This window comes from Cereibacter azotoformans, from assembly GCF_021391315.1.
Classification (GTDB): Bacteria; Pseudomonadota; Alphaproteobacteria; order Rhodobacterales; family Rhodobacteraceae; genus Cereibacter_A; species Cereibacter_A azotoformans.
Genome location: NZ_CP090024.1, coordinates 99,144 through 120,617, shown reverse-complemented (window position 1 = coordinate 120,617; position 21,474 = coordinate 99,144). Strand labels below are relative to the sequence as shown.

At 72.3% G+C, this 21,474-nt stretch carries 18 protein-coding genes; all 18 read left to right on the top strand.

Annotated features, from left to right (window positions below):
* Positions 1–52 precede the first annotated feature (52 nt).
* The 18 genes from LV780_RS21385 to LV780_RS21985 all read left to right on the top strand — a co-directional run bounded on the left by LV780_RS21385 (position 53) and on the right by LV780_RS21985 (position 21,474).
* Positions 53–1,771: a cation:proton antiporter gene (locus LV780_RS21385; protein ID WP_108222115.1), complete on the top strand. Its 1,719-nt coding sequence runs from the start codon at positions 53–55 to the stop codon at positions 1,769–1,771.
* A gap of 209 nt (positions 1,772–1,980) precedes the next feature.
* Positions 1,981–2,739, top strand: coding sequence for an acyltransferase (locus LV780_RS22060; protein WP_282097402.1), 759 nt, complete (start codon positions 1,981–1,983; stop codon positions 2,737–2,739).
* A 149-nt stretch (positions 2,740–2,888) separates the two neighbouring features.
* The gene (locus LV780_RS21370; protein ID WP_108222113.1) at positions 2,889–3,494 is read left to right on the top strand and encodes a DUF4255 domain-containing protein; all 606 of its coding nucleotides are present in this window, start codon (positions 2,889–2,891) and stop codon (positions 3,492–3,494) included.
* The gene (locus LV780_RS21365; RefSeq protein ID WP_101341150.1) at positions 3,491–4,156 is read left to right on the top strand and encodes a hypothetical protein; all 666 of its coding nucleotides are present in this window, start codon (positions 3,491–3,493) and stop codon (positions 4,154–4,156) included. Before LV780_RS21370 ends, LV780_RS21365 begins: the two co-directional genes overlap by 4 nt.
* 14 nt (positions 4,157–4,170) lie before the next feature.
* On the top strand, positions 4,171–6,636 hold the full coding sequence (locus LV780_RS21360; protein ID WP_108222111.1) for a phage tail sheath family protein: 2,466 nt from the start codon (positions 4,171–4,173) through the stop codon (positions 6,634–6,636).
* 35 nt (positions 6,637–6,671) lie between these two features.
* Positions 6,672–7,097, top strand: coding sequence for a phage tail protein (locus tag LV780_RS21355; RefSeq protein ID WP_011911199.1), 426 nt, complete (start codon positions 6,672–6,674; stop codon positions 7,095–7,097).
* 68 nt (positions 7,098–7,165) lie between these two features.
* A complete protein-coding gene (locus LV780_RS21990) occupies positions 7,166–9,370 on the top strand; it encodes a phage tail sheath C-terminal domain-containing protein (RefSeq protein ID WP_108222110.1) in 2,205 nt (734 codons plus the stop codon).
* Positions 9,371–9,434: 64 nt separating this feature from the next.
* Positions 9,435–9,953: a phage tail protein gene (locus LV780_RS21345; protein ID WP_101341147.1), complete on the top strand. Its 519-nt coding sequence runs from the start codon at positions 9,435–9,437 to the stop codon at positions 9,951–9,953.
* Positions 9,954–9,962: 9 nt separating this feature from the next.
* The gene (locus tag LV780_RS21340) at positions 9,963–10,142 is read left to right on the top strand and encodes a hypothetical protein (RefSeq protein ID WP_044249875.1); all 180 of its coding nucleotides are present in this window, start codon (positions 9,963–9,965) and stop codon (positions 10,140–10,142) included.
* Positions 10,143–10,145: 3 nt separating this feature from the next.
* Complete coding sequence (locus LV780_RS21335; protein ID WP_101341146.1) at positions 10,146–10,838, top strand: CIS tube protein; 693 nt, start codon at positions 10,146–10,148, stop codon at positions 10,836–10,838.
* On the top strand, positions 10,835–12,016 hold the full coding sequence (locus LV780_RS21330; RefSeq protein ID WP_108222108.1) for a phage late control D family protein: 1,182 nt from the start codon (positions 10,835–10,837) through the stop codon (positions 12,014–12,016). The genes LV780_RS21335 and LV780_RS21330 overlap by 4 nt, the downstream gene beginning before the upstream one ends.
* Positions 12,009–12,482: a phage baseplate assembly protein V gene (locus LV780_RS21325; protein ID WP_011911204.1), complete on the top strand. Its 474-nt coding sequence runs from the start codon at positions 12,009–12,011 to the stop codon at positions 12,480–12,482. Before LV780_RS21330 ends, LV780_RS21325 begins: the two co-directional genes overlap by 8 nt.
* A gap of 106 nt (positions 12,483–12,588) precedes the next feature.
* Entirely contained in the window at positions 12,589–13,527 is a 939-nt protein-coding gene (locus tag LV780_RS21320) for a hypothetical protein (RefSeq protein ID WP_108222106.1), read from the top strand.
* A 1-nt stretch (position 13,528) separates the two neighbouring features.
* The gene (locus LV780_RS21315) at positions 13,529–13,924 is read left to right on the top strand and encodes a PAAR-like domain-containing protein (protein ID WP_108222104.1); all 396 of its coding nucleotides are present in this window, start codon (positions 13,529–13,531) and stop codon (positions 13,922–13,924) included.
* A 103-nt stretch (positions 13,925–14,027) separates the two neighbouring features.
* Complete coding sequence (locus tag LV780_RS21310) at positions 14,028–14,426, top strand: GPW/gp25 family protein (RefSeq protein ID WP_011911207.1); 399 nt, start codon at positions 14,028–14,030, stop codon at positions 14,424–14,426.
* 4 nt (positions 14,427–14,430) lie between these two features.
* Positions 14,431–16,821: a putative baseplate assembly protein gene (locus LV780_RS21305; RefSeq protein WP_108222102.1), complete on the top strand. Its 2,391-nt coding sequence runs from the start codon at positions 14,431–14,433 to the stop codon at positions 16,819–16,821.
* The gene (locus tag LV780_RS21300; protein ID WP_233864315.1) at positions 16,814–18,880 is read left to right on the top strand and encodes a phage tail protein; all 2,067 of its coding nucleotides are present in this window, start codon (positions 16,814–16,816) and stop codon (positions 18,878–18,880) included. The genes LV780_RS21305 and LV780_RS21300 overlap by 8 nt, the downstream gene beginning before the upstream one ends.
* Positions 18,874–21,474 (top strand): collagen-like triple helix repeat-containing protein, encoded by a 2,601-nt coding sequence (locus tag LV780_RS21985; RefSeq protein ID WP_108222098.1) that lies wholly within the window; start codon positions 18,874–18,876, stop codon positions 21,472–21,474. Before LV780_RS21300 ends, LV780_RS21985 begins: the two co-directional genes overlap by 7 nt.

Here is a 21,474-nt window from a genome sequence, read left to right as displayed (position 1 = left end):
CGGGACGGCACGGCCAGAGACGGGAGGGGTGAAACGGGCAGGGAGACGGCCGATGACAGGGATGACCTCCTTTGCCGAGGTGGCGCTGCTGCTGGTGATGGCGGCGGGCCTCGGGCTTGTGGGCACGCTGCTGCGCCAGCCGCTGATCGTGAGCTTCATCGCCGTGGGGCTGATCGCCGGGCCGTCGGCGCTGGACGTGGTGCATTCGGACGCGCAGATCGACCTGCTGTCCGAGCTGGGCATCGCGGTGCTCTTGTTCCTCGTGGGGATCAAGCTCGACGTGAAGCTGATCCGGTCGCTGGGCGCGGTGTCGGTGACGACGGGCCTCGGGCAGGTGGCCTTTACCGCGGGCTTTGGCTGGCTGATCGGGCTGGCCCTCGGGCTGGGGGCGATCGAGAGCCTCTATGTCGCCATCGCGCTGACCTTTTCCTCGACCATCATCATCGTGAAGCTCCTGTCGGACAAGCGCGAGATCGACGCGCTGCACGGGCAGGTGGCGCTTGGCTTCCTCATCGTGCAGGATCTGGTGGTCGTGCTCGCGATGATCGTGCTGTCGGCCATCGGCATCGGCGCCCCGGCGGGCGAGGGGCATGGCGGGGGCGCGGTGCTGAGCGTGCTGGCCTCGGGCGTGGCGCTGGTGGCGGCGGTGGCGCTCTTCGTGCGCTACGCCGCCGATGCGCTGACCGAGCGGCTGGCGCGGGCGCCCGAGTTGCTGGTGATCTTTGCCCTGTCGCTGGCGGCGATGTTCGCCGCGATCGGCGATGCGGTGGGGCTGGGCAAGGAGGTGGGCGGCCTGCTGGCCGGCGTCGCGCTGGCCTCGACCCCCTACCGCGAGACCATCGCGGCGCGGCTTGCGCCCCTGCGCGACTTCCTGCTGCTCTTCTTCTTCATCGCGCTTGGCGCGACGCTTGATCTGTCGCTGCTGGGCGCGCAGGTCGAGGCGGCGCTGATCTTCTCGCTCTTCGTGCTGATCGGCAATCCGCTGATCGTCATGGCGATCATGGGGGCGATGGGCTACCGCAAGCGCACGGGTTTCCTCGCCGGGCTGACCGTGGCGCAGATCAGCGAGTTCTCGCTGATCTTCGTGGCGATGGGCGTGGCGCTCGGCCATGTGACCGAGGATGCGCTGGGGCTGGTGACGCTGGTCGGCCTCGTGACCATCGCGGCCTCGACCTACATGATCACCTGGTCGCACCGGCTTTATGCGCTGTGCGAGCCGGTGCTGGGCGTGTTCGAGCGGCGCGGCACCCCGCGCGAGCCGCACGAGGCGGGGGCGCACGGCGGCCGGTCGTTTCCGGTCATCCTGTTCGGGCTGGGCCGGTTCGGCACGGCCATCGGGCTTCGGCTGAAGAAGCGCGGGCTGCGGGTGCTGGGGGTGGATTTCAACCCGCTCGCCGTGCGGCGCTGGCGCGAGCTGGGACTCGAGGCCGAGTTCGGCGACGCGACGGACCCGGAGTTTGTGGCCGAACTGCCGCTGCGGGGGGCGGAGTGGATCGTCCTGACCGTGCCGCGCCACCCCACCGGCCTCAGCCATGAGGATACGCGGACGACGCTGATCCAGCTGACCCGCGCCGCGGGCTTTGGCGGGCGCCTTGCGGTGGCCTCGCACGGGGCGGGCGAGACCGAGGCGCTGTTCGGCGCGGGCGCCGACATCGTGCTCGAGCCGTTCCAGGACGCGGCCGACCGCGCGGTCGAGATCCTCGGCGGGGCGGCCGCGGCCGAACGCACCGAGATCCCGCAGATCGCCTCGGAGGGGCAGCCGGCGGCCTGACCCGTTCAAGTGCGCGGTGACTGGCGTCAATGTGCGCGCGCAGAAACGGCGGGATCCTCATCGTGACCGGGCCGCACCTGCGGAGAGGGCAGGGGAGGGCGCAGGAGACGTCGTGTCCGACGGGGAAGCAGGAGACGTGCGATGGTCGCCCTGACCGAGCTTGACCTTCACGACGCACCGTGCGCCGCGCTCGGACATCGGGGGGCGGCATGATCCGCCGGTTTGCCCGCAAGGCCCGTTCGGCTGCGGTCTCGGCCTTGGGGCGGGCCGGGTTCCTTGCGGAATGCGAGCGCTACCTGCAGGACCGCCGCACCCGGAGCTGCCACGAGAACGCCCAGGCCCAGGGTGTGGTGTTCGGCGCCGAGGCCGTGGTGCTCAACTGGAGGGGCGAGCCCGCGCGCATCCGCATCGGGCGCGAGTCCGTCATCCTGGGCGAACTGATCATCTTTCCGACCGGCGGCCGGATCCGCTTCGGCGAGGCCTGCTTTCTGGGCCGGAACTCGCGCGTCTGGTCCATGTCGGGCGTCGAGATCGGCAACTTCTGCCTGATCTCGCACAATGTCTCGATCATGGACACGGATTCGCACGAGGTCGATCACCGCGAGCGGGAGGCGAGCTGGCGGGACATGCAGAGGGGCCTGTTCCGCGAGCAGGGCAACATCCGCTCCATGCCGGTCCGCATCGGCGATCACGGCTGGATCGGGGCGGGGGCGACCATCCTGAAGGGCGTGACGGTGGGCGAGGGCGCGATCGTGGCCGCCGGCAGCGTGGTGACGCGCGATGTGGCGCCCTTCACGCTGGTGGCCGGCAATCCCGCGCGCGTGCTCCGCTCGCTCCGCCCGGCCGAGGAGCGTCGTCTCGAACCGACCGCCCTGAGCCGGGCGGCGCAGGGGCCCGGAGCGGGGGGCGCACCCGCGCCGGACGAGTGCGCTTCCTCCAAGGTTGAGAATCACGCGGATTTCGGATAAAATTACTGTGAGGCACATGTTCCTGCCGCCGTCCCGAGCGCCGGATCGGATCTGACAGTTCCGGCACTTCTTCCTTCGATTTCCCAGGATCTCATTCTGCGCCGGCGGGCCGCTGCCGACGCCCGTTCCTTGCTGCGAAGGCGCGTGCAATGGCCGATTTCGGCATCCTCAGCCATGTGACGGTGGAGCTTCGGCGCCAGATCTTTGCCGCGCTTCAGGCGACACCCGACACGGATTTCGGACTGGCCGGCATCGTGGACCGGATCACCCTGCAATCACCGGGCGAGGATCTCGACGCGGCGGCGGTGGCGAGCCTCTATCTCTATCATCTCGACATCAACCAGCATTGCCGAAACCGGCAGCCGCTGCCCGACCGCGCGCTGCCGGACCTGTTCCGCAGGCCCCCGCTGCCGATGCAACTGCGCTACCTCTTCACGCCGGTCGGCGACGACGAGACGGTGAACCAGTTGCTCCTGGGCCGGGTGCTGCAGCATTTCCACGATTTCCCCAGCTTTGCCGATGTCTCGGGTCGGCCGATCGGGGACGCCTTCGGCGGCGCCAGCCCCGAGCTGCGGGTCAAGCCGGACCTGCTGAGCCTCGAGCAGCTGGCGCAGATGTGGAACGCCTTTTCCGCGCCCTACCGGGTGTCGCTGGGCCTTCTGGTCGAGGTGGTGGCGGTGGACAGCGCCGTGCCGCCCGAACGGCTGCGCCGCGTCGAGGAACTGGCCGGCGGGCTGGGCAAGGTGGTGCCATGACCGGGCTCGCCTTCCCCTCGCGGCGCGTGGGCCTGCGGCAGGCGCTGGTCACCGGGCGCGCGTGGGAGAGGTTCACCGAGCGCGGCCTGCCCGTCCATGAGGCGCAGCTGCGCGGCAGCCATGCGGGCGGCGGCGCGGTGTTCCGAACCGGCCTCACCCTCCGGCCGGGCGGCTGGTTCGCGCTGCATCTCGATCCGGCGCGCGACATGCCCGACCTTGCGGCGGCGGGGGCGGTGACGCTGACCCTGACCCTGAGGGCCCGCGGCCTCGCCCCGGTCGAGCGGAGCCTGAACGTCACCGGCGCCGATCTGGCGCTGGTCGAGGTGCCGCTCCTTGTGGCGGGGCAGGCGCTGACGGCCGAGCGGGTGGCGGGGGCGCCCTTTGCCTTTTCCGTGACGGTCGATCCGCCGCCGCTGCTCCTCGAAGGGCTGGTGCTGCGCGATCACGATCCGGCCGAGCCCGCCGCCGGCGTGGCCGTCCGGGCGAACGGCGCCGACGCCGCCGTGACGGATGCCGAGGGCCGGTTCCGCATCGCCGCGCTGCCGCTGGCCGAAAGCGTGACGCTGGATTTCGACGACACCGCCGCCACCACGACGCATGTCCTGCGCCCCGACTGGGGCGGGCGCGTCCTTTCCGCAACCTTCTCGATCCCGAGCGCCTGACACAGGAGACCGACATGCCCGCATATCTCGCACCCGGCGTCTATGTCGAGGAGATCCCCTCGGGCCTCAAGCCGATCGAGGCGGCCGGCACCTCGACGGCGGGGATGATCGGCATGACCGCGCGCGGGCCGGTCAACACGCCCACGCTGGTGACGAGCCTCGGGGCCTTCTCGCGCGTGTTCGGGGGGCTGCTGGATCCGCTGGTCTTCGGCGAGGGGCGCGACGCGCTGCCCTATGCGGCCGAGGGCTTTTTCGTGAACGGCGGCGCGCGGCTCTTTGTCGTGCGGATCGTGGGGGAGGATGCGCGCGAGGCGGTGCTCGACCTCGAGGCGCGCGATACGGCGGTCGCGGGCGCGCCGGTGCTGGCCGAGGCGGCGGTGGTGGCGGGCGGGGCCGAGGTCACGCGGCTGGTGCTGGCCGATCCCGGCGCGGTGGCGCCCGAGGCGCGCCTGCTGATCCTGGACGGAGAGGCCAGCGAGGTGGTGAGCCTGTCGGACGCCGAGTTCGTGCCGCAGCTTCTGCTGGCAAGCGGGCTGCGCCAGCCCTTTGCGAGCGGCGACAGCGTGACCCTTCAGACGGCGACGGCGGCGGACGGCACGCTGGATGAAGACATGGCCGCCGGGGCGGGCGAGATCACGCTGACCTCGACCGACGGGATCGAGGCGGGCGACACGATCCGGCTCGGCGAGGGGGCGACGGCGGAGCTGGTCGAGGTGGGGGCGCTCGACGAGGACGGGCCGAGGATCACGCTGGCGCGCCCGGCTGCGCGGGCCCGCGCGCGGGGCGAGGCGGTCTTCGTGCTGGAGGATGCGGCCACCCACTCCGCGCTGTCGGCGGATGTGGCGGCCGGCGGATCGGGCGCGCTGCTGGCGATGGATGTCACGGGCTTTTCGGCGGGCGTCGTGGTGAGGATCGCGGGCGGCGAGGGCGAGGAACATGCGATGGTCCGCGGGATCGCGCAGGCGGTGACGCTGGCCGAGCCGCTGGCCAACAGCCATCCGGCGGGCGTGCGTCTGGTGGCGGCGCGGCCGGTGTTGCGGCTTCATGCGCGCTACCCCGGCCTCTGGGGCAACGAACTGCGCGCGACCCTGCTGCCGGCGAACATCGTCTCGACCGTGACGCGGGCGCCCGCCGGCGCGGGCGAGGCGGCGGTGACGCTCGGCAGCGCCTTCGGCCTCTTTCCGGGGTCGTTCGTCACGCTGGCGGACCCGGACCAGCCTGAAACGGCGCTGCTTTCCCGCGAGGTGGGCGCCGTCGATACCGCGTCGGGCCGCGTGACCTTTACCGAGTCGCACGGGCAGGCGCTGGCCGCGGGGCTTCTGGTGACGAGCCAGGAGTTCACCCTCGTCGTCGAGCGGATCGAGAAGGGCAAGGCCGTCGAAAGCGAGACCTTCGAGCGGCTGGCGATGGCGCCGACCCATCCGCGCCATGTGCTCAAGCTGGTGGGAAGCTGGGACGCGCTCACGGGTACGCCCTCGGTCTCGGGCGGGTCGAACCTCATCCGCATCGAGGATCTGTCGGACGCCGAAACCCGCGGCCTGCCGCTGGTCATGGGGGTTTCGCGCCGGATGGCGGGCGGAAACGACGATGTCGCGGGCGTCACCGAAGCGACCTATGTCGGGCAGGCCGCCGAGGATCCGGCGCGACGCCGCGGCATCTTCGCGATGGAGAACGAGCCGGCGGTCTCGATCGTCGCCGTGCCGGGGCAGACCTCGGTGACGGTGCAGAAGGCGCTGGTCGATCATTGCGAGCACATGCGCTACCGCTTTGCCGTGCTCGACACGCCGATCGGCGCCTCGCTTCAGGGCGCGCGCGAGCATCGGCAGAACTTCGACAGCACGCGCTGCGCGGTCTATTACCCCTCGCTGGAGCGCGCCGACAGTTTCGGGGCGCCGGGGGACCGGCGGATCGTCGCGCCCTCGGGGCATGTGCTGGGGATCTATGCGCGCACCGACACGGCGCGCGGGGTCCACAAGGCGCCGGCCAACGAGGTGGTGCGGGGCGCGCTGGCCTTTGACGTGAAGCTCGACAAGGGCGCGCAGGACATCCTCAACCCGATCAACCTGAACTGCTTCCGCGACTTCCGTTCGGAAAACCGGGGCCTGCGCCTCTACGGCGCGCGGGTCGCCACCTCGGACCCCGAGTTCAAGTATGTCAACGTCCGCCGCCTGCTTCTGATGATCGAGCAGTCGCTCGACGCCGGGCTGCAATGGGCGGTGTTCGAGCCGAACGACAAGCCGCTCTGGGATACGGTGAAACAGTCGGTGACGGGGTTTCTCACCACCGTCTGGCGGTCCGGCGCGCTGGAGGGGCAGAAGGCCGAGGAGGCCTTCTTCGTCAACATCGGCTACAACGTGACCATGACCCAGGACGACATCGACAACGGCCGGATGATCGTCGAGATCGGGGTCGCGCCGGTGAAGCCCGCCGAGTTCGTCATCGTCAAGATCAGCCAGAAGACCCGCGAAGCCCAGGGCTGAGCGGCCCCCCGGCATGACCTGAAGGAGAAGGCCCCATGCGCAACGATCCCCTCTCGCAGTTCAACTTCATCCTCCAGATCGATGGGCTGGATTCGGCCGGCTTCACCGAGGTGGGCGGGATGAACACCGAAAGCGACATCATCGAATACCGCGAGGGCAACGAGCTGGCGACCATGCGCAAGCTGCCCGGGCTGGTGAAATACGGCAACATCACCCTCAAGCGCGGCCAGACCGTCAACCGCGACCTGTGGGAATGGCGCAAGACGACCCTCGACGGCGCGACGCAGCGCAAGAACTGCTCGATCACGCTGCTGGACGAGGCGCGCCAGCCGGCCGTGCGCTGGAACATCTACGAGGCCTTCGTGAAGAAGCTGGAATGGCCGGCGATGAAATCCTCGGCCAACGAGGCGGCGATCGAGACGGTGGAACTCGTGTGCGAACGGGTCGAGCTGGCGGAGTGAGCGATGGATGAGCCGCGCACCCCCCGGCCGGACCGCCGCGCCCCGCCCGCCTCCTGCGGAGCGGACCCGTGCGCGGCCTGACCGCCCCCGGCCTCTGGTTCGAGCCCGTAGCCCCGCTGCGCGCCTCGGGGCGGCTCAGCCGGGGCGACGTGGCGGTGTTCCTGGGCTATGCCCGGCGCGGCCCGGCGGGTCGGCCGGTGCGGCTGGGCAGCCTGACGCTGGCGCAGGAGATCTTCGGGCCGCCGCTTGAAGGGGGGCACCTGCAGGCCAGCCTCAAGGGCTTTTTCGAGAACGGCGGCCGCACCGCCTATGTGATCCGCCTGGTGCCGCCGTCGGCGGGCACGGCCTCGGCACGGGTGGGCGGCTGGGTGGCGCGGGCCAGCTTTGGCTGGAGCCTGGTGGACCCGCGCGAGAGGCGGCGCGAGGCGCGCCCCGACGAGGCGACCTGGGTGCAGCTGGTGGAAGAGGTGTTCCGCACTACGGGCCCGCGCAGCCCCGCGCCCGGCGCCTGGGGCAACGCGTGCGACGTGCGGATCGTGCGCACCGCCCGCGCCCGGACCGAGAGCATCCCGGCCGCGCTCGACGATCCGCGCGCGCTCTGGCTGCGGTCGCTTGCGGGGCTCGAGGCGCATTCGGTGGTGGTGCTGGGCCAGACGCGGCAGGGCGCGAGCCGCGAGGTGACGGTCTCGGTCGCGGGCACGGACCCGGCGCGCCAGCGCCTCCTGCTGCCGCAGCGCCTGACCGGGCTGCGCGACGCGCACGGCCGGCCGGTGGAGTTCGCCCCGGACCAGCCGGTTCAGGTGACATCGGTCGAATTCGACATCGAGATCCGGGCCGCGGGCCAGCTGGAGCAGGCGTTCCGTGCGCTGGCGCCCGATCCGCGCCATTCCGCAAGCATCGCGGCAGTGATGGGGGCGGCCGCGCGCTCGGTCGCGCTGCTGCCCGAGGACGTGGGCGGGGACGACTGGGCCGATCCGGCCCACTGGCCCGCCGAGGGCAGCTTTCGCCTGACGGGCGGCAGCGACGGGCTGGATGCGGTCTCGGCCGGCGACTGGCTTGCGGGGCTGGCGCAGGTGGCCCGGCTGGACGAGGCGGCGCTGATCGCGGCCCCCGATCTGGTGCTGCAGCCGTTGATGCCCGATCCGGCCGAGCCCATGCCGCCCGAGCCGGCCGATTGCTGCGACCTGAGCCCCCGCGCGCCGGGGATGATCCTGGCGCGGGTGGTGGAAGAGCGCGCGGACGGCGCTGCGCCGCCGCTGGCGGGGGTCGAGGTGGATGTGCTGGGGCCGGGGGGCCGGACGCGGACGGATGCGGAGGGGGTCTTTCTCGCCACCGGCATCCCGGTGGGCCTCGCCACGCTGCGGCTGTCGAAGGACGGCTACATCCCGGCCGAAGTGGTGGTGCAGGCCGAGGGCCATGTGCCGGCCGCGCCGGTCACGCTGTCGATGGCGCCGCTGACGCTGCCCCGCGCGCTGGTCGCCGACGAGGTGCTGCGCGTGGTCGCGGCGATGACCGATCCCGCTCTCGTGGGGCCCTACAAGGTGGCGGTGGTCGATCCGCCGCGCCCGGATGCCACGCTCGACGACCTGCGGGCCTGGCGCGCGCGGCTGGGCGAGTCGAACCGGATGGCCTTCGTCGCGCCCTGGCTGCGTCTGCCGCCGGAGGGGGCGGGGCCGGGGCCGGGCGGGCTGCCGGTGTGCCCGCCCTCGGGTCATGTCTGCGGCGCCTTTGCGCGCGCGGAACTCTCGGTCGGCATCCACCGCACCGGGGCGAACCTGCCGCTGCGCCATGTCGAGGCGCCGACCCTTGAGATCGACGAGGCGGCGCACGGGCTGATCAATCCCGAAGGCATCAACGCGATCCGCAGCTTTGCGGGCCGGGGCATCCGGCTTTACGGGACCCGCACCCTCTCGGCCGATCCCGAATGGCGCTACCTGACCGCGCGCCGGGTGGTGGATGCGATCGAGAAGACGCTCGAGCGCGGGCTGCACTGGATGGTGTTCGAGCCCAACGACCTGATGACGCGGCACGCGGTGGCGCAGTCGGCCGTGGCGCTGCTCGACCGGCTGTGGCGCGAGGGGGTGCTGGCCGGCTCGGCCCCGGCCGAAGCCTACGGGGTGAAATGCGACATCGAGAACAACCCCGAGGAGGGCCGGGCCACCGGGCAGCTTGTGGTCGATGTGGCCGTCGCGCCGACGGCGCCGCTGGAGTTCATCCTCTTCCGCCTCGGCAACGCGCTGGACGCGCTGAAGGTCACGGAGGCCACGCGATGAGCCGCCCCTGCCTCGGCCCTGCGGCCGTCCCCTCCCGATCCCCGGCCCCGAAGGAGCGCCCGCGATGATCCGGCTTGATCCCCTGCCCAGCTTCAACTTCTACATCGCGCTGATCGAGGATGCGGACAATCCGCTGAAGACGGCGGCGGCGGTGGGGCAGGCCTTCGTGCTGGGCGGCTTTTCCGAGGCCTCGGGCCTCGAGAGCGAGATCCAGATCCAGGAGTACGCGGCCGGGGGCATCAACGACCGGGTGTTCCGCTTTCCCGGCCGCGCGGCCTATCCCAACATCACCCTGTCGCGGGGCGTGGGCTTCTCCGAGGATCTCTACCTCTGGCACGAGGGGTTCCTCAAGGGCGAGGGCAAGCGGCGCAACGGGCTGATCTTTCTCGCCAACGAACGGCGCGTGCCGATCAAGGCCTGGACCTTCGAGAACGGCATCCCCGTCAAATGGTCGGGGCCGGCGCTCAACGCCGCAAGCTCGGCCGCGGCGGTCGAAAAGCTCGAGATCGCGCACGAGAAACTGACCCTCACCCTCAGCCCCGGCAAGGCGCTCGGCGCGCTCGCCGGGGCCATCGGCATCTAGGAGGCGGCCATGGATGTTCACATCGGCAGTGTCGAGACGCAGGTGACGGCGACCGACCCGAAACTGCTGGACGATCCGCGCTTCATCGCGCGCATCGTGCGGCTGGTGAAGGAGGAGCTGGCGCGCGACGATCTCGAGAAGGGCCGGCGCGAGCGCGACCGCAGCCCCACCCCGCCGCCGGGGCGCTGAGCCATGCGGCAACTGATGTTCCAGAAGATCGACCTTCAGGGCAATGCCATCGGCGAGCCGATGCTGCTGGATTATGCGCCCGCCGAGCTGTCCTTTTCCAAGGCCGCGCAATTTGCCGAGGTGGCGATACCCGGGCTGGAACAGCCGATCCTGCAGTTCGTGCGGGGCGACGCCGAGACGCTGAATCTGGAGCTGTTTTTCGATTCCACGCAGGACGGGACGGGGCCCGCGGCCACCGCCGTGACCCGCAAGGTCGAGGCCTTTCACAAGCTGGTGCAGATCCAGGGTGACCTGCACGCGCCGCCGCTGGTCAAGGTGTCGTGGGGCGACGACTTTCCGGGCAGCTCGATGGGCGCGACCGAGACGGCGGGCGAGAGCTTCAAGGCCGTGGTCCTGTCGGTCGCGCGCCGCTTCACGCTGTTCAGCCCGGACGGCAAGCCGCTGCGCGCGACGGTGACGCTGGCGCTGAAGCATTACGCGACGGTGGCCGAGCAGGTGGCCGCGATCAACTACCAGTCGGCCGACCACACCCGGCTGCATGTGGTGGCCGAGGGCGAGACCCTGCCGCTGATCGCCTTCGACGCCTATTCCGACGCGGCGCTCTGGCGGGTGATCGCCCGGCACAACAACCTGTCGGACGTGCGCGATCTGGTGCCGGGCGCACTGCTGGAACTGCCGCCGCTGGTGACGCCATGACGGCGGAAACCTTCCTTTCGGGCCGGGCCTTCCTGACCCCGGCCTTCCGCATCGAACTCGATGGGCGCAGCACCGGCCCCGAGGTGATCTCGGACGTTCTGGAGGTGTCCTTCACCGACGATCTGGCCAACATCCCCAGCTTCGAGTTCGTGCTGCACGACTGGGATCCGGTGGCGCTGCGCCCGCGCTATTCAAGCCCGTGGGACGCCAACGGCCAGCCCTTCACCCTGCACGACGGCGGGCCCGAGGTGCCGAACTTCGAGCCGGGCGCGCGGGTCGCGCTCTATCTCGGCTATCTCGAGGACGGGGCGCTGCCCCTGATCATGGAGGGCGAGGTGGTCTCGCTCGCGCCGGTCTTTCCCGCCTCGGGAACGCCGACCTGCCGGGTGCGGGCGCTGAACGCCTTCCTGCGGGGGCTGCAGAAGATCCGGGTGGAGCAGAACGAGAACGGCACGCCCAAGGATGTGGTGGATGCGATCTGCGCCGGGAACGGCGTGAGCGTCCGCTGGGCCACGCTGGAGGCCGAGGGCGAGGCGGAGACGAACGTCGAGGTCGAGGGCACGCTCTATGACGAGATCGCCAGGCGCGCCAAGGGCTACGGTCTGGTCATGACGGTCGTGCCGCCGGACGCGCCGGGCGAGGAGCCGGTGCTGTATCTTGCCCGGCCCAGCCAGTCGAACGACGGGCCGGTGGCCGAGTTCGTCTGGGGGCGCACGCTGATCTCCTTTACCCCGGCCCTGTCGGCGGCCAACCAGGTCTCGGCCGTGGTCTGCCGGGGCGGCGATCCCCACGCCGCCGGATCGGCGCAGAACATCGAGGTGGTGCGGACATGGGCCGACATCGGCCTCTCGCCCGAGGCGCTGGGGCCCGCGCGCGTGGCCGATCTCGAGACGGCGGTGCGCGGCATCCGCGAGGTCATCAAGCCCGCCGGGGTGCAGACCGTGGCCGACGCCGAGCGCGCGGCGCTGGCGCGGCTGCAGGAGCTGGCGGCCGAGATGATCACCGGCGCGGGCAGCGCCATCGGCCTGCCCGCGCTGCGCGCCGGAAAGACCGTCGCCATGTCGGGCATGGGCGCGCGCTTTGACGGGATCTACCGCCTGACGCAGACGACGCACGCGATCGGCGGCGCGGGCTACACCACCAGCTTCCAGTGTCGAAAGGAGGTGCTGGATGGCTGATCTGCCGACCGCGCTGGTGCTGGGACGGGTCGTCGAGGTGGAAATCTCGGAGCGCGGGCTCTGCGCGCGGGTGCAGCGGCTCGACCGGCCCGAGGGGATCGTGACCGACTGGGTCCAGGTCGCCTCGCCGATGGCCGGGCCCGAGGTGGGCGCGCTCTTCGCCCCCGAGGTGGACGATCTGGCCGTGCTGGCATTTGCGTCGAAGAGCCCGGTCATCCTGGGATTCCTGACGGCGGGCGAGGGCGGGGCGGCCACGCAGGAGCTGACCGAGCGCAGCCTCGTCTCGCGCGACCGGAACATGGTCGTGCTGATCGACGGCGACCGCAGCGGGATCACCATCCGCGACCGGCACGAGAACGAGATCCTGATGACCTCCGACGGGATCACCATCCGCAGCAAGGGCGACCTGACGCTCGAAGCCTCGGGCAAGACCGCCATCAAGGGCGCCACGGTGGAGTTGAACTGATGCGACAGCCCGTCCCCCGCCCCAAGGCCCGCGGCGCCCGCCCCCCTTCAGGGCCCCACCCGGCCAACGGGTCCGCGGGCGCGCCCGCCGGGCAGGGGGCCGCGCCATGATCGTCGAAACCCCCGATCCCGCGATCTTCTCGGCCGCGGTGCTGGCGGGGGCGCCGGGACTGGCGGTGGTGATGAAGGCGGCCTACGACCTCGTGCCCGACGGGGCCGGGGCGCGGCGGATGGTGCCCTCGGCCGATGCCGCGCGGCGGGCGATCCTGATGGCGGATCAGGGTGTCCTTCTGTTCAGCGCCACCGATCTGGCGCCGCCCGTCGATCAGGCCGAGGTGCCGGCCGGGGCGCTGCGGCTGGATCCGCGACCGGGCGAGACCCCTCCGGCCGTGCAGGTGCTGGATGTCGCGGGCCAGACGTTCGAGACCGAGGACATCGCCACCGACCCCGACAAGCGGCTCGAGTTCCGCGTCGCCCGCGAGGCCGATACCGCGCTGGAGAAGGCGCGGGCCGACATCGTGGTGCTGGGGTTCATCGGCGCCTCGCGGCGGGGCGCGGTGACGGTGGACGAGACGCTCTGGCTCGGCCGCGACCTCCCGCCCGCGGACGCGGATGGCGACAGCGCGCGGAACCTCTTCGGCTTCGAGCCCCGCGGCAGCGACGCGCGGCGCGCGCTGGCGGGGGACCTCGCGGCTTTCGCTCCGTTCCACCGTCGCGGCGGCGGGATGTTCGACGACAGCGGCACCGGCACGGCGCTTCCCGCGGGCGGGCGGGTCGAGATCTTTCAGGACAATGCCACGACCGGCACGCCCTACGCGCTGCGCCTGCCCGACCTCGTGCCGAGGGTGCGGCTGCGGGTCTGGTGCGGCCACGGCCCCGACTGGCCGCCGCGCTGGCGCAAGGTGCCGCTGGGGGCGATGCGGGCGGACACGCTGATCGTCGATCCCGCGGCCCACCGCGCCGAGATCCTGTGGCGGCTTCGCTGGGCCGCCGGGACCGAGCCCCCGGACCGCTATCGCAGCGTCCAGATCCGGGAGGAGGAGTGACATGGGCAAACCCGTCGCGCGCACCGAGGGCACCTGCATGGCCTTCCCCGACATCCTCAACACGCCGACGCCGAGCGGCGCGCTCGTGCCGATCCCCTATCCGAACATCGCCCAGCTGGCCGATGCCCAGGGCGCCTCGGCCGATGTCATGGCCGGCGGCAAGCCCGTGATCCTCGAAGACAGCCGCATCCCCACCTCGACCGGGGGCGAGGCGGGGACGGGTGGGGGCGCCACCTCGGGGACGTTCAACCAGGCCTGCACCTTCACGAGCTGTTCGCGCAGCGTGAAGGCCAACGGCAAGGGCATCGTCCGCCAGCTCGACCGGACGGCGCAGAACAACGACAACGCGCAGGGGGTGGTGCTGGCCGGCCTGCCCTCGGTGCTGGTGGGGGACTGACTATGCGCGCCGTGCCCCGCAGCGGATCGAGCCCGCGCCCCACGCGGCGCCGGAGCGCAGCCCCGCCCGGCGCGCCGGGGGCCCTGCCGAAGGAGGCCGGGCCATGAGCGACGCCTTTCTGGGACAGGGCTGGCGGTTTCCCATCCGCGTCACCGCGCAGGGCGGGCTCGACTGGTCGGCGGGCCCCGAGTCGATCCGCGAGGCGATCTGGATCATCCTTTCCACGCCGCGGCGGTCGCGCATCATGCGCCCCACCTTCGGCTGCGGCATCCACGACCATGTCTTCGCGCCCAACAATCCCGCGACCCGCGCCGCGATCATGGACGAGGTGCGGCAGGCGCTGATCCGATGGGAGCCGCGGATCGACGTCCTCGCCGTCTCGGCCGCCTCGCCGCCCGACACCGCCAACACGCTGCTTCTGTCGGTCGATTACCGGCTGCGCGCCAACAACGCCGCGCAGAACATCGTCTATCCGTTCTACCTTCTGGAAGGCATGGAGTAAGCCGATGCCGCTTCCCTCGCCCCCGCTGGACAGCCGCACCTTCAAGGATCTGCTCGACGAGGCGCGGGCGCGCCTGCCGCGCTACACGCCGGAATGGACGAACTTCAACGACAGCGATCCGGGCATGGCGCTGGTGCAGCTGCACGCCTGGATGACCGAGACGATCCTCTACGAGCTGAACCGGGTGCCGGAGCTGAACTACCTCCGGTTCCTCGACCTGCTGGGCATCCGCCCCGAACCCGCGCGGCCGGCCCGCACCGAGCTGACCTTTACCCTCAAGGACCCGGTGCGGGTGGGCGTGTCGATCCCGCGGCTGACGCGGGTGGGGGTGGAAGACCCCGAGGTGCCCTCGGATCTCGTGTTCGAGACCGACCGCACGCTGGCGGCGCTCGATGCCGCGGTGGGGGCGCTGGTGGTGGCCCGGCCCGCGCCCTCGGGCGGGCAGAGCCGCGATCTGGTGACCCGGTTCGAGAAGGGCGTGACGAGCTGGGCCTACAGCTTCGATCCGTTCGGGCGGCAGGAGGGTCCGGTCGCGCTCCATCTCGGGCTGCGGCTGCGGCCGGGGCGCGAGGACAAGGCCGGCGACTATTCCGAGGACCGTTTTCCCGCGGGGCCGCTCGATCTTTTTGTCGATGCGGTGGGGGTGGGCGATCCCGGTGCGGGCGACGGCGCGGGGATTGTCGAGGGGCCCATCGGCACCGCCTGCCCGCCGCCCGGCGCGGCCGGGGTGCCTCTCGATCATCTGGTCTGGCACGTCTTCACCGGGACGGGCGACGAACCGGACCCGTTCTCGGACCCGGAGGCCAGCGCGGGCTGGACCCGGCTGGCCCTGACCGAGGATGGCACCGCGGCGCTGTCGGGCTCGGGGCATCTGGTGTTCGAGATGCCCGCCGCCGTCACGCCGCTCGATCCGATGAAGCTCTCGGCCGGGTTCTGGAGCAGCTTCGGCGCCGTCCGCCCGCCGCGCGACCGGGGCGATCTGGTCGAGCAGCTGCGCGAGGGGCCGCTCGAGATCCTCGAGGGGCTGGCCGACCACTGGACGAAGATGGGCGCGACCGAGGCCGAGCTGGACGAGGTGGCGGCCTGCGGCGAAGATCCGGGCGCGGTGGCCGACCTGATCGAGGATGCCGGGCCGGGTGGCTTCGCGCTCGATCCCTCGCGGCTGACGCTGGCCGACTGGATCAAGGTGAACGAAGGCTATCGCGCGGCCCTTCCGCGCAACGACCGGGGCTACCTGCCGCTCTACTGGCTGAGGGCGCTCCTGCGCCCGCCGGGCGAGGCCGCGCCCCCGGTGGCCTTGCGCGGCTTTCACCTGAACACGGTGCCCGCCACGCAGGCGGCGACGCGGCTCGACGACCGGCTGGGCCGCTCGAACGGCCGCCCCGCGCAGGAGTTCCGCCTGCCGAAGGGGCCGGTGTTGATCGACCCGGCGACCGGGGCGCCGGACCTTGACCTCGAGATCGCCGAGCAGGGGCAGGCGCCGGGGTGGCAGCGGGTCGAGGATTTCCACCTCTCGGGCCTGGAGTCGCCGCACTATCTGCTCGATCCCGCGACCGGGACGATCCGGCTGGGCGACGGGCGGCGCGGGCGCATCCCCGTGGCGGGGGCGGCCGTGACGGCGGTGCGCTACCGGGTGGGCGGGGGCCGCGCGGGCAATGCGGGCGCCGGGCTGGTCACGAAGCTCAAGGGTGGGCTGCGCGACGTGAAGGGCGTGACGAACCTGCGCGCGGCCCACGACGGATCGGACGCCGAGCCGCTGGACGAGGTGAAGCTGCGCGCGCCCCATGATCTGCGGATGCGCGACCGCGCGGTGAGCGCGGCCGATTTCGCCGATCTCGCGATGCGGACGCCCGGCGTCGCGCTGCACAGCGCCCACGCCCTGCCGCGCCGGGCGGTCGGCGCGGCGGGTCTGGTCGAGAAGGACGGGGCGGTGACGCTGGTCGTCGTGCCGCGGCTCGCGCAGGCGATGCCCCAGCCGAGCGAGGACCAGAAGCGCGCCATCTGCCGCTGGCTGGAGCCGCGCCGGCTGATCACGACCGAGCTGCACATCACCGGCCCGGATTATGTGCGCGTCGCGCGCCTGTCGGCGCGGCTGACGGTCGCGCGCGACCGCGATCTGGCGCAGGTGACCGAGGCGGTGGCGGCGTCGCTGGTGGCGTTCTTCAGCCCCTTTACGGGGGGCGAGGCGGGCACCGGCTGGCCCTTCGGGGCCGACATCGCGCTGGGGGATCTCTATGCGCGGATGCTGGGGGTGGCCGGCGTGCGGCGCGCCTCGCATCTGGCGATCGCGCTCGAGGGGCAGCCCGCGCCCTCGGGCGACATCGTGGCCGTCCCCGAGGGCCATCTGCCGTCCCTCGGCCGCGATGCGGTGGATCTGGTGGCCGCCCATGACTGATGTTGGCCCCCCGGCGTCGCCGCGCGTCAAGGACACCGCGCCGCCGTTCCTGCGGCTGTCGGCGCGGCTGGGCTGGCCTCTCGGCCCGCCCGAGAGCCGGCCGGGCATTCCCCACGCCGACCGCCCGCTGGCGCTGGCCATCGCCGGACGCAGCGCGATCCCGCTGGCCGAGCCTTTCGGCACCTTCGGGGGGCGGACGCTGCCGAAGGGCCTCGCGATCTCGAGCGACGGGCGGATGTATCTGGCCGATCCGGTGCGCCGCGTGATCCTGACGGCGCAGGCGGGGGCCGAAGCCGGGCCGATGGGTCCCTTCGAGCCGCTCTGGCCCGCGCGGCCGCTGCCCGCGCCGTCGCCCTGCGATCCGGCCGAGGAGGGCCCGCCGCGTGATCCGTTCGCGCTGGTCGAGCCGGTGGACGTGGCGCTTGCCCCGTCGGGCGACCTTGCGATCCTCGACCGCGGCGCGCGGCGGCTTCTGGTGCTGGCCCTGCCGCTTGCGGCGCTGCGCCATGCGGCCGTGCTGGAGGGGGGCCGCCCCGAGGCCATCGCCTATGACGCGGCCGGCCGGCTCTATGTGGCGCTGACGGATCCGGGACACCTGCGCCGCCATGACGGCGCGCTGCGGGAGGATCCGACCTTTCCGCGCATCCCGCTGCGCAAGCCCACCGCGCTGGCGGCCGCGCGCGCGCCTTCAGGCGGCGGATGCGCGGGCGACGGCTGCGCCGCGATCCCGCCGCCGCCCGCCGTCATCCACGCCATCGACGGCGGCCGCATGGTCTCGTACGACGCGCGGGGCCGGGGCGTGGCGGTCGCCGAGGATGCGCTCGATCTGGCGCTGCCGCCGCTTCGGCGGACGGCCGAGGGTCTGGCCTGGGCCGATCCGGGGTGGCCGGGGCACGCGCCGATCCTGTTCCGGGGCCTCGCGCCCGACGCCACGGGGCGGCACGGGCCGAGCCGGCGGCCGCTGATCGCCCTGCCGCGGCGGATCGAGGTGCCGCGCGCGGGCGGCTTCACGACGCTGGCGCTCGACAGCGGGCGCACCGGCTTTGCCTGGGACCGGATCACCTTCGACCTCGATCTGCCGGTGAACACGCGGCTCGTCTTCGCGACGCTGACGGCGGATGCGGCGATCCCCTTCGATCGGCTGGCGCTGGTGCCCGAGGACCGCTGGTCACGCCCGCTGGTCCTCGGGCGCGGCGCCCTGCCCGAGGGGCTGGTCCAGAGCGGCCCCGGACGCTTCCTGTGGCTGAGGGTCGAGCTGTCGGGCGACGGCCGCGCCTCGCCCCTCGTGCGGGTCATCGACATCCACGGGCCGCGGCGCAGCTCGTTGCGCCACCTGCCCGCGCCCTTCCACGAAGACCCCGAAAGCGCGCGGTTCCTCGATCGGTTCCTGGGCTATTTCGACACGGTCTTCGCCGAGATCGCCGCCCGTCATCGCAGCATGGAGGAGATCCTCGACCCGCGGGTGGTGCCGGAGGGCTTCCTGTCCTGGCTCGGCGCCTGGTTCGATCTGGAGTTCCTGGCCTCTTGGCCCGAGGCGACCCGGCGCGCGATGATCGCGCAGGCGATCGGGCATTTCCGCCAGCGCGGCACGATCGCGGGCCTCAAGCGCATCCTGCAATGGCACACGGGGCTGGCCGAGCCCCTGCCGCAGGTGATCGAGCATTTCCGCCTGCCGCCGGTGGCCCAGCATCTCGGGGCGCCGGACGGGCCGGTGATCGGCGGCGCGCCGCTCGATCCGGCCGCGCCCGCGCACCGCTTCACCATCGTCCTGCCCGCCCATCTCGCGGCGACGCCCGAGGCGCGGGCGACGATCGAGCGCCTCGTGGCGGCCTCGGTTCCCGCCCATGCGCGTTTCGCGCTGCGGCTGTTCGAGCCGGGAGTTGCGATCGGCCGCCGGTCCACGCTGGGGGTGGACATGATCCTTGGCCCGACCGGGTTGCCGCTGGGGGCCGGCCGGCTGGGGGCCAGCCTCACCACCGCGCCGCCGCGGCCCGCGGACGCGCTCCACCTTCCGCATGTCTTGAGCGCCGACCCCGGCGAAGGAGCCCTCCCATGCTAGACGCCAGCAAGAAATCCTGCCTGCCCTGCGGCCTGCATCAACCGATCCGCACCAACTACTACGACGGCAAGCCGCTCTTCGCCCGCGACTTCATCACCGAGCAGGACTACCACCGGGGCCATCGCCAGATGCACAACGCGCTGCTGCACGGGGCCGGAACGGTCTGCGGGCTGAAGCTGGTCCAGCACCCGTCCGAGACCTGCCGGCGCGACTTTGTCGTGGTCGAGCCGGGTCTGGCGCTGGACTGCTGCGGACAGGAGATCGTGGTTCCGAAGCGGGGGCTGGTGCGGATCGCGGATCTGCTGCGGGCGGACCTTGCCCTGCAGGAGCAGCTCGACGGCAGCGCGCATCTCTTCATCGCCATCGAGCGGCAGGACTGCGGCGAGGAGAAGGCCCCGGTCATCCTGCCCGGCTGCGAGGGCGAGGGCGCCTTCGCCCATGTGGCCGAGGGCTACCGCTTCGTCCTTCACGCCGGGCGCCCCGAGGATCTGGCCCGGCACGAGCCGGTCGAGGCGCCCCGGCTCGATTGGGTTCACAGCTTTTCCTTCGCCGGGGCGGTGCCTCGGGCCGTGCATGTGAACGAGGGCGAGTCGCTGGTGCAGCTGGGCGTTCAGGACGCGCTCGGGGCGCGGCTTCTGGCCCATGACGGCAACACCCACGACCTCGAGGCGCTGATCGGCGGGTCGGCCAGTATCTCGGACACCGCCTCGGCGCGCGAGGCGCGGCTTCTGTTCGTCGCCGGTGGCGGCTTTGACGGCGCGGCCGCGAACGGCGTGGGGATCTGGCGGGCCGGGGCGCTCGGAACGCCGGTCGAGCCCTTGCGCGTGATCCCGACCGCGGGGGCGGCGGCGCGGCTGGCGGTGTCGCCCACCTCGGGGACGCTCTATGTGCTGGACGTGAACGGCGCGGACAGCCGCCTCGTCTCCTACAGCCGCGAGGTGATCGAGGCCTATCTCGAGACCGGCGAGACGGGGCATCTGGACGGGCAGCCGAGCCTCGCCTTCGGGCATGGGTTCGGCGGGCCGGAGGATGCGGCCGCCCGCGGCGCCTCGATGATCGAGATCACGCGCGACGGGCGTTTCCTGGCCATCGCCACGCCCGAGGGCGATGCGGCCGGGCGGCTTTACCTGATCGACACCGCGCTCTTCCGTCAGGGCGCGCTGACGCCCGAGGCGGCGCAAGCCAGCGGCTACGCCCCCGCGCCGGGCGCCCGGCTGGTCCTGCTGAACTGGAGCTTTGACGACGGCTTTCTCTACACCGCCTCGCAAGAGGACGAGACCATCCGGCTCGAGCGGTACCGGCTGATCGACGCCGGGGCGAGCGTGCAGAAAAGCGGGCGCGGCGTTCGGATGGCGGGCCGGGCCCTCGACATGGCCCTCGCGCCGACCGAGATGCGGGCCTACCTGCTCCTGGCCGATGCCGAGGGCGTGACGCGTTTCACCACCGTTCCGCTCGATCCGGTGAAGTCGCAGGATGCAGGCGATCCGCCGACGCTGGGCCTGTCGCCCGACGCGTTCCGCATCGAGGGGATCGGCCTCAACCTTGCGATGAACGCGAACGGCACGCGCATCTATGCCGCGGCCGCCGACCAGCCCGAGACCCTGCCCGAGCGCGGGGTGGTGGCGGTGATCGACATCGCCGAGGAGGATTGCGGGGCGCATTTCCTTCAGGCGCTGAAGGGTTGCCGCTTTTGTGGCGAGGGCCCCCACCGGGTCGTTCTGGGCCATGTCGCGGGCTACCGCTGGCCGGGGCCGGACGCGGACCTGCCGGTGATCCACGACCGGGCCGAGGCGCGCGAGGGCGAACTGTTCCTCGACAACCTGACCCACCGGCCGCTCGTGCCCTCGGCGGCGACGCTGCGGCAGGTGATCGACTGCATCCTGGAACAGGGTGTCGCCGAAGGCCCGCCGGGGCCCCGCGGCGATCCCGGCGCGCCCGGCAGCAAGGGCCCCCGGGGCGAACCGGGCGAAAGGGGAGAGGCCGGCCCCAAAGGCGACACGGGCGACCGGGGCGAGCGGGGGCCCCGCGGCCAGGATGGCCGGGACGGCGCGGACGGGGCGGGGCTTCTGCCCGGCATTCCCATCGTCGCGCTGAGCTGGAGGCACGCCGAGCCCTTCCCCGGCGGGCTGGGCGGCCTGAGCGAGCAGGTGAAGGGGCCGGGGCTCGCCATCGCCTTCAAGGGCAAGGTGCTGTGGCCCGCCTTCACGGGCCAGACGAAGGCCGGGCCCTCGGTCGTGGCGGAACTCGAGATCCCGGTGGAGGACGATCACGGCCTCATCCACTGGGCGCGGCCGCGCATGATCGCCCATCCGATCGAGAACCTGCAGATCGCGGGCGACCTGCTCGAGGGCTGGGATGTGCTCGACGAGGCCGAGGAGGTCGAGGGCTTCTGCCTGCGGGGCGATGACAACACGCACTTCGACCTGCGCCTTGATCTGCGGCTGCCCTTCCGCGTCGTCTTTCACGCCGATTTCGTGACGGACCCCGACGGCATCGCCGTCTCGGGCGCCTTCATCGGCGGGCGCCTGCCCACCGGCGCCGCGGGCGGGGGAGGCACGTTCCGAAGCTGGTTCCATGTCAGGGAGGAGAGGTAG

Excerpts from the sequence above, each read along its gene's own strand:
- LV780_RS21385 (WP_108222115.1), top strand. The coding sequence starts at position 53 with ATGACAGGGATGACCTCCTTTGCCGAGGTGGCGCTGCTGCTGGTGATG.
- LV780_RS22060 (WP_282097402.1), top strand. The coding sequence starts at position 1,981 with ATGATCCGCCGGTTTGCCCGCAAGGCCCGTTCGGCTGCGGTCTCGGCC.
- LV780_RS21370 (WP_108222113.1), top strand. The coding sequence starts at position 2,889 with ATGGCCGATTTCGGCATCCTCAGCCATGTGACGGTGGAGCTTCGGCGC.
- LV780_RS21365 (WP_101341150.1), top strand. The coding sequence starts at position 3,491 with ATGACCGGGCTCGCCTTCCCCTCGCGGCGCGTGGGCCTGCGGCAGGCG.
- LV780_RS21360 (WP_108222111.1), top strand. The coding sequence starts at position 4,171 with ATGCCCGCATATCTCGCACCCGGCGTCTATGTCGAGGAGATCCCCTCG.
- LV780_RS21355 (WP_011911199.1), top strand. The coding sequence starts at position 6,672 with ATGCGCAACGATCCCCTCTCGCAGTTCAACTTCATCCTCCAGATCGAT.
- LV780_RS21345 (WP_101341147.1), top strand. The coding sequence starts at position 9,435 with ATGATCCGGCTTGATCCCCTGCCCAGCTTCAACTTCTACATCGCGCTG.
- LV780_RS21340 (WP_044249875.1), top strand. The coding sequence starts at position 9,963 with ATGGATGTTCACATCGGCAGTGTCGAGACGCAGGTGACGGCGACCGAC.
- LV780_RS21335 (WP_101341146.1), top strand. The coding sequence starts at position 10,146 with ATGCGGCAACTGATGTTCCAGAAGATCGACCTTCAGGGCAATGCCATC.
- LV780_RS21330 (WP_108222108.1), top strand. The coding sequence starts at position 10,835 with ATGACGGCGGAAACCTTCCTTTCGGGCCGGGCCTTCCTGACCCCGGCC.
- LV780_RS21325 (WP_011911204.1), top strand. The coding sequence starts at position 12,009 with ATGGCTGATCTGCCGACCGCGCTGGTGCTGGGACGGGTCGTCGAGGTG.
- LV780_RS21320 (WP_108222106.1), top strand. The coding sequence starts at position 12,589 with ATGATCGTCGAAACCCCCGATCCCGCGATCTTCTCGGCCGCGGTGCTG.
- LV780_RS21315 (WP_108222104.1), top strand. The coding sequence starts at position 13,529 with ATGGGCAAACCCGTCGCGCGCACCGAGGGCACCTGCATGGCCTTCCCC.
- LV780_RS21310 (WP_011911207.1), top strand. The coding sequence starts at position 14,028 with ATGAGCGACGCCTTTCTGGGACAGGGCTGGCGGTTTCCCATCCGCGTC.
- LV780_RS21305 (WP_108222102.1), top strand. The coding sequence starts at position 14,431 with ATGCCGCTTCCCTCGCCCCCGCTGGACAGCCGCACCTTCAAGGATCTG.
- LV780_RS21300 (WP_233864315.1), top strand. The coding sequence starts at position 16,814 with ATGACTGATGTTGGCCCCCCGGCGTCGCCGCGCGTCAAGGACACCGCG.
- LV780_RS21985 (WP_108222098.1), top strand. The coding sequence starts at position 18,874 with ATGCTAGACGCCAGCAAGAAATCCTGCCTGCCCTGCGGCCTGCATCAA.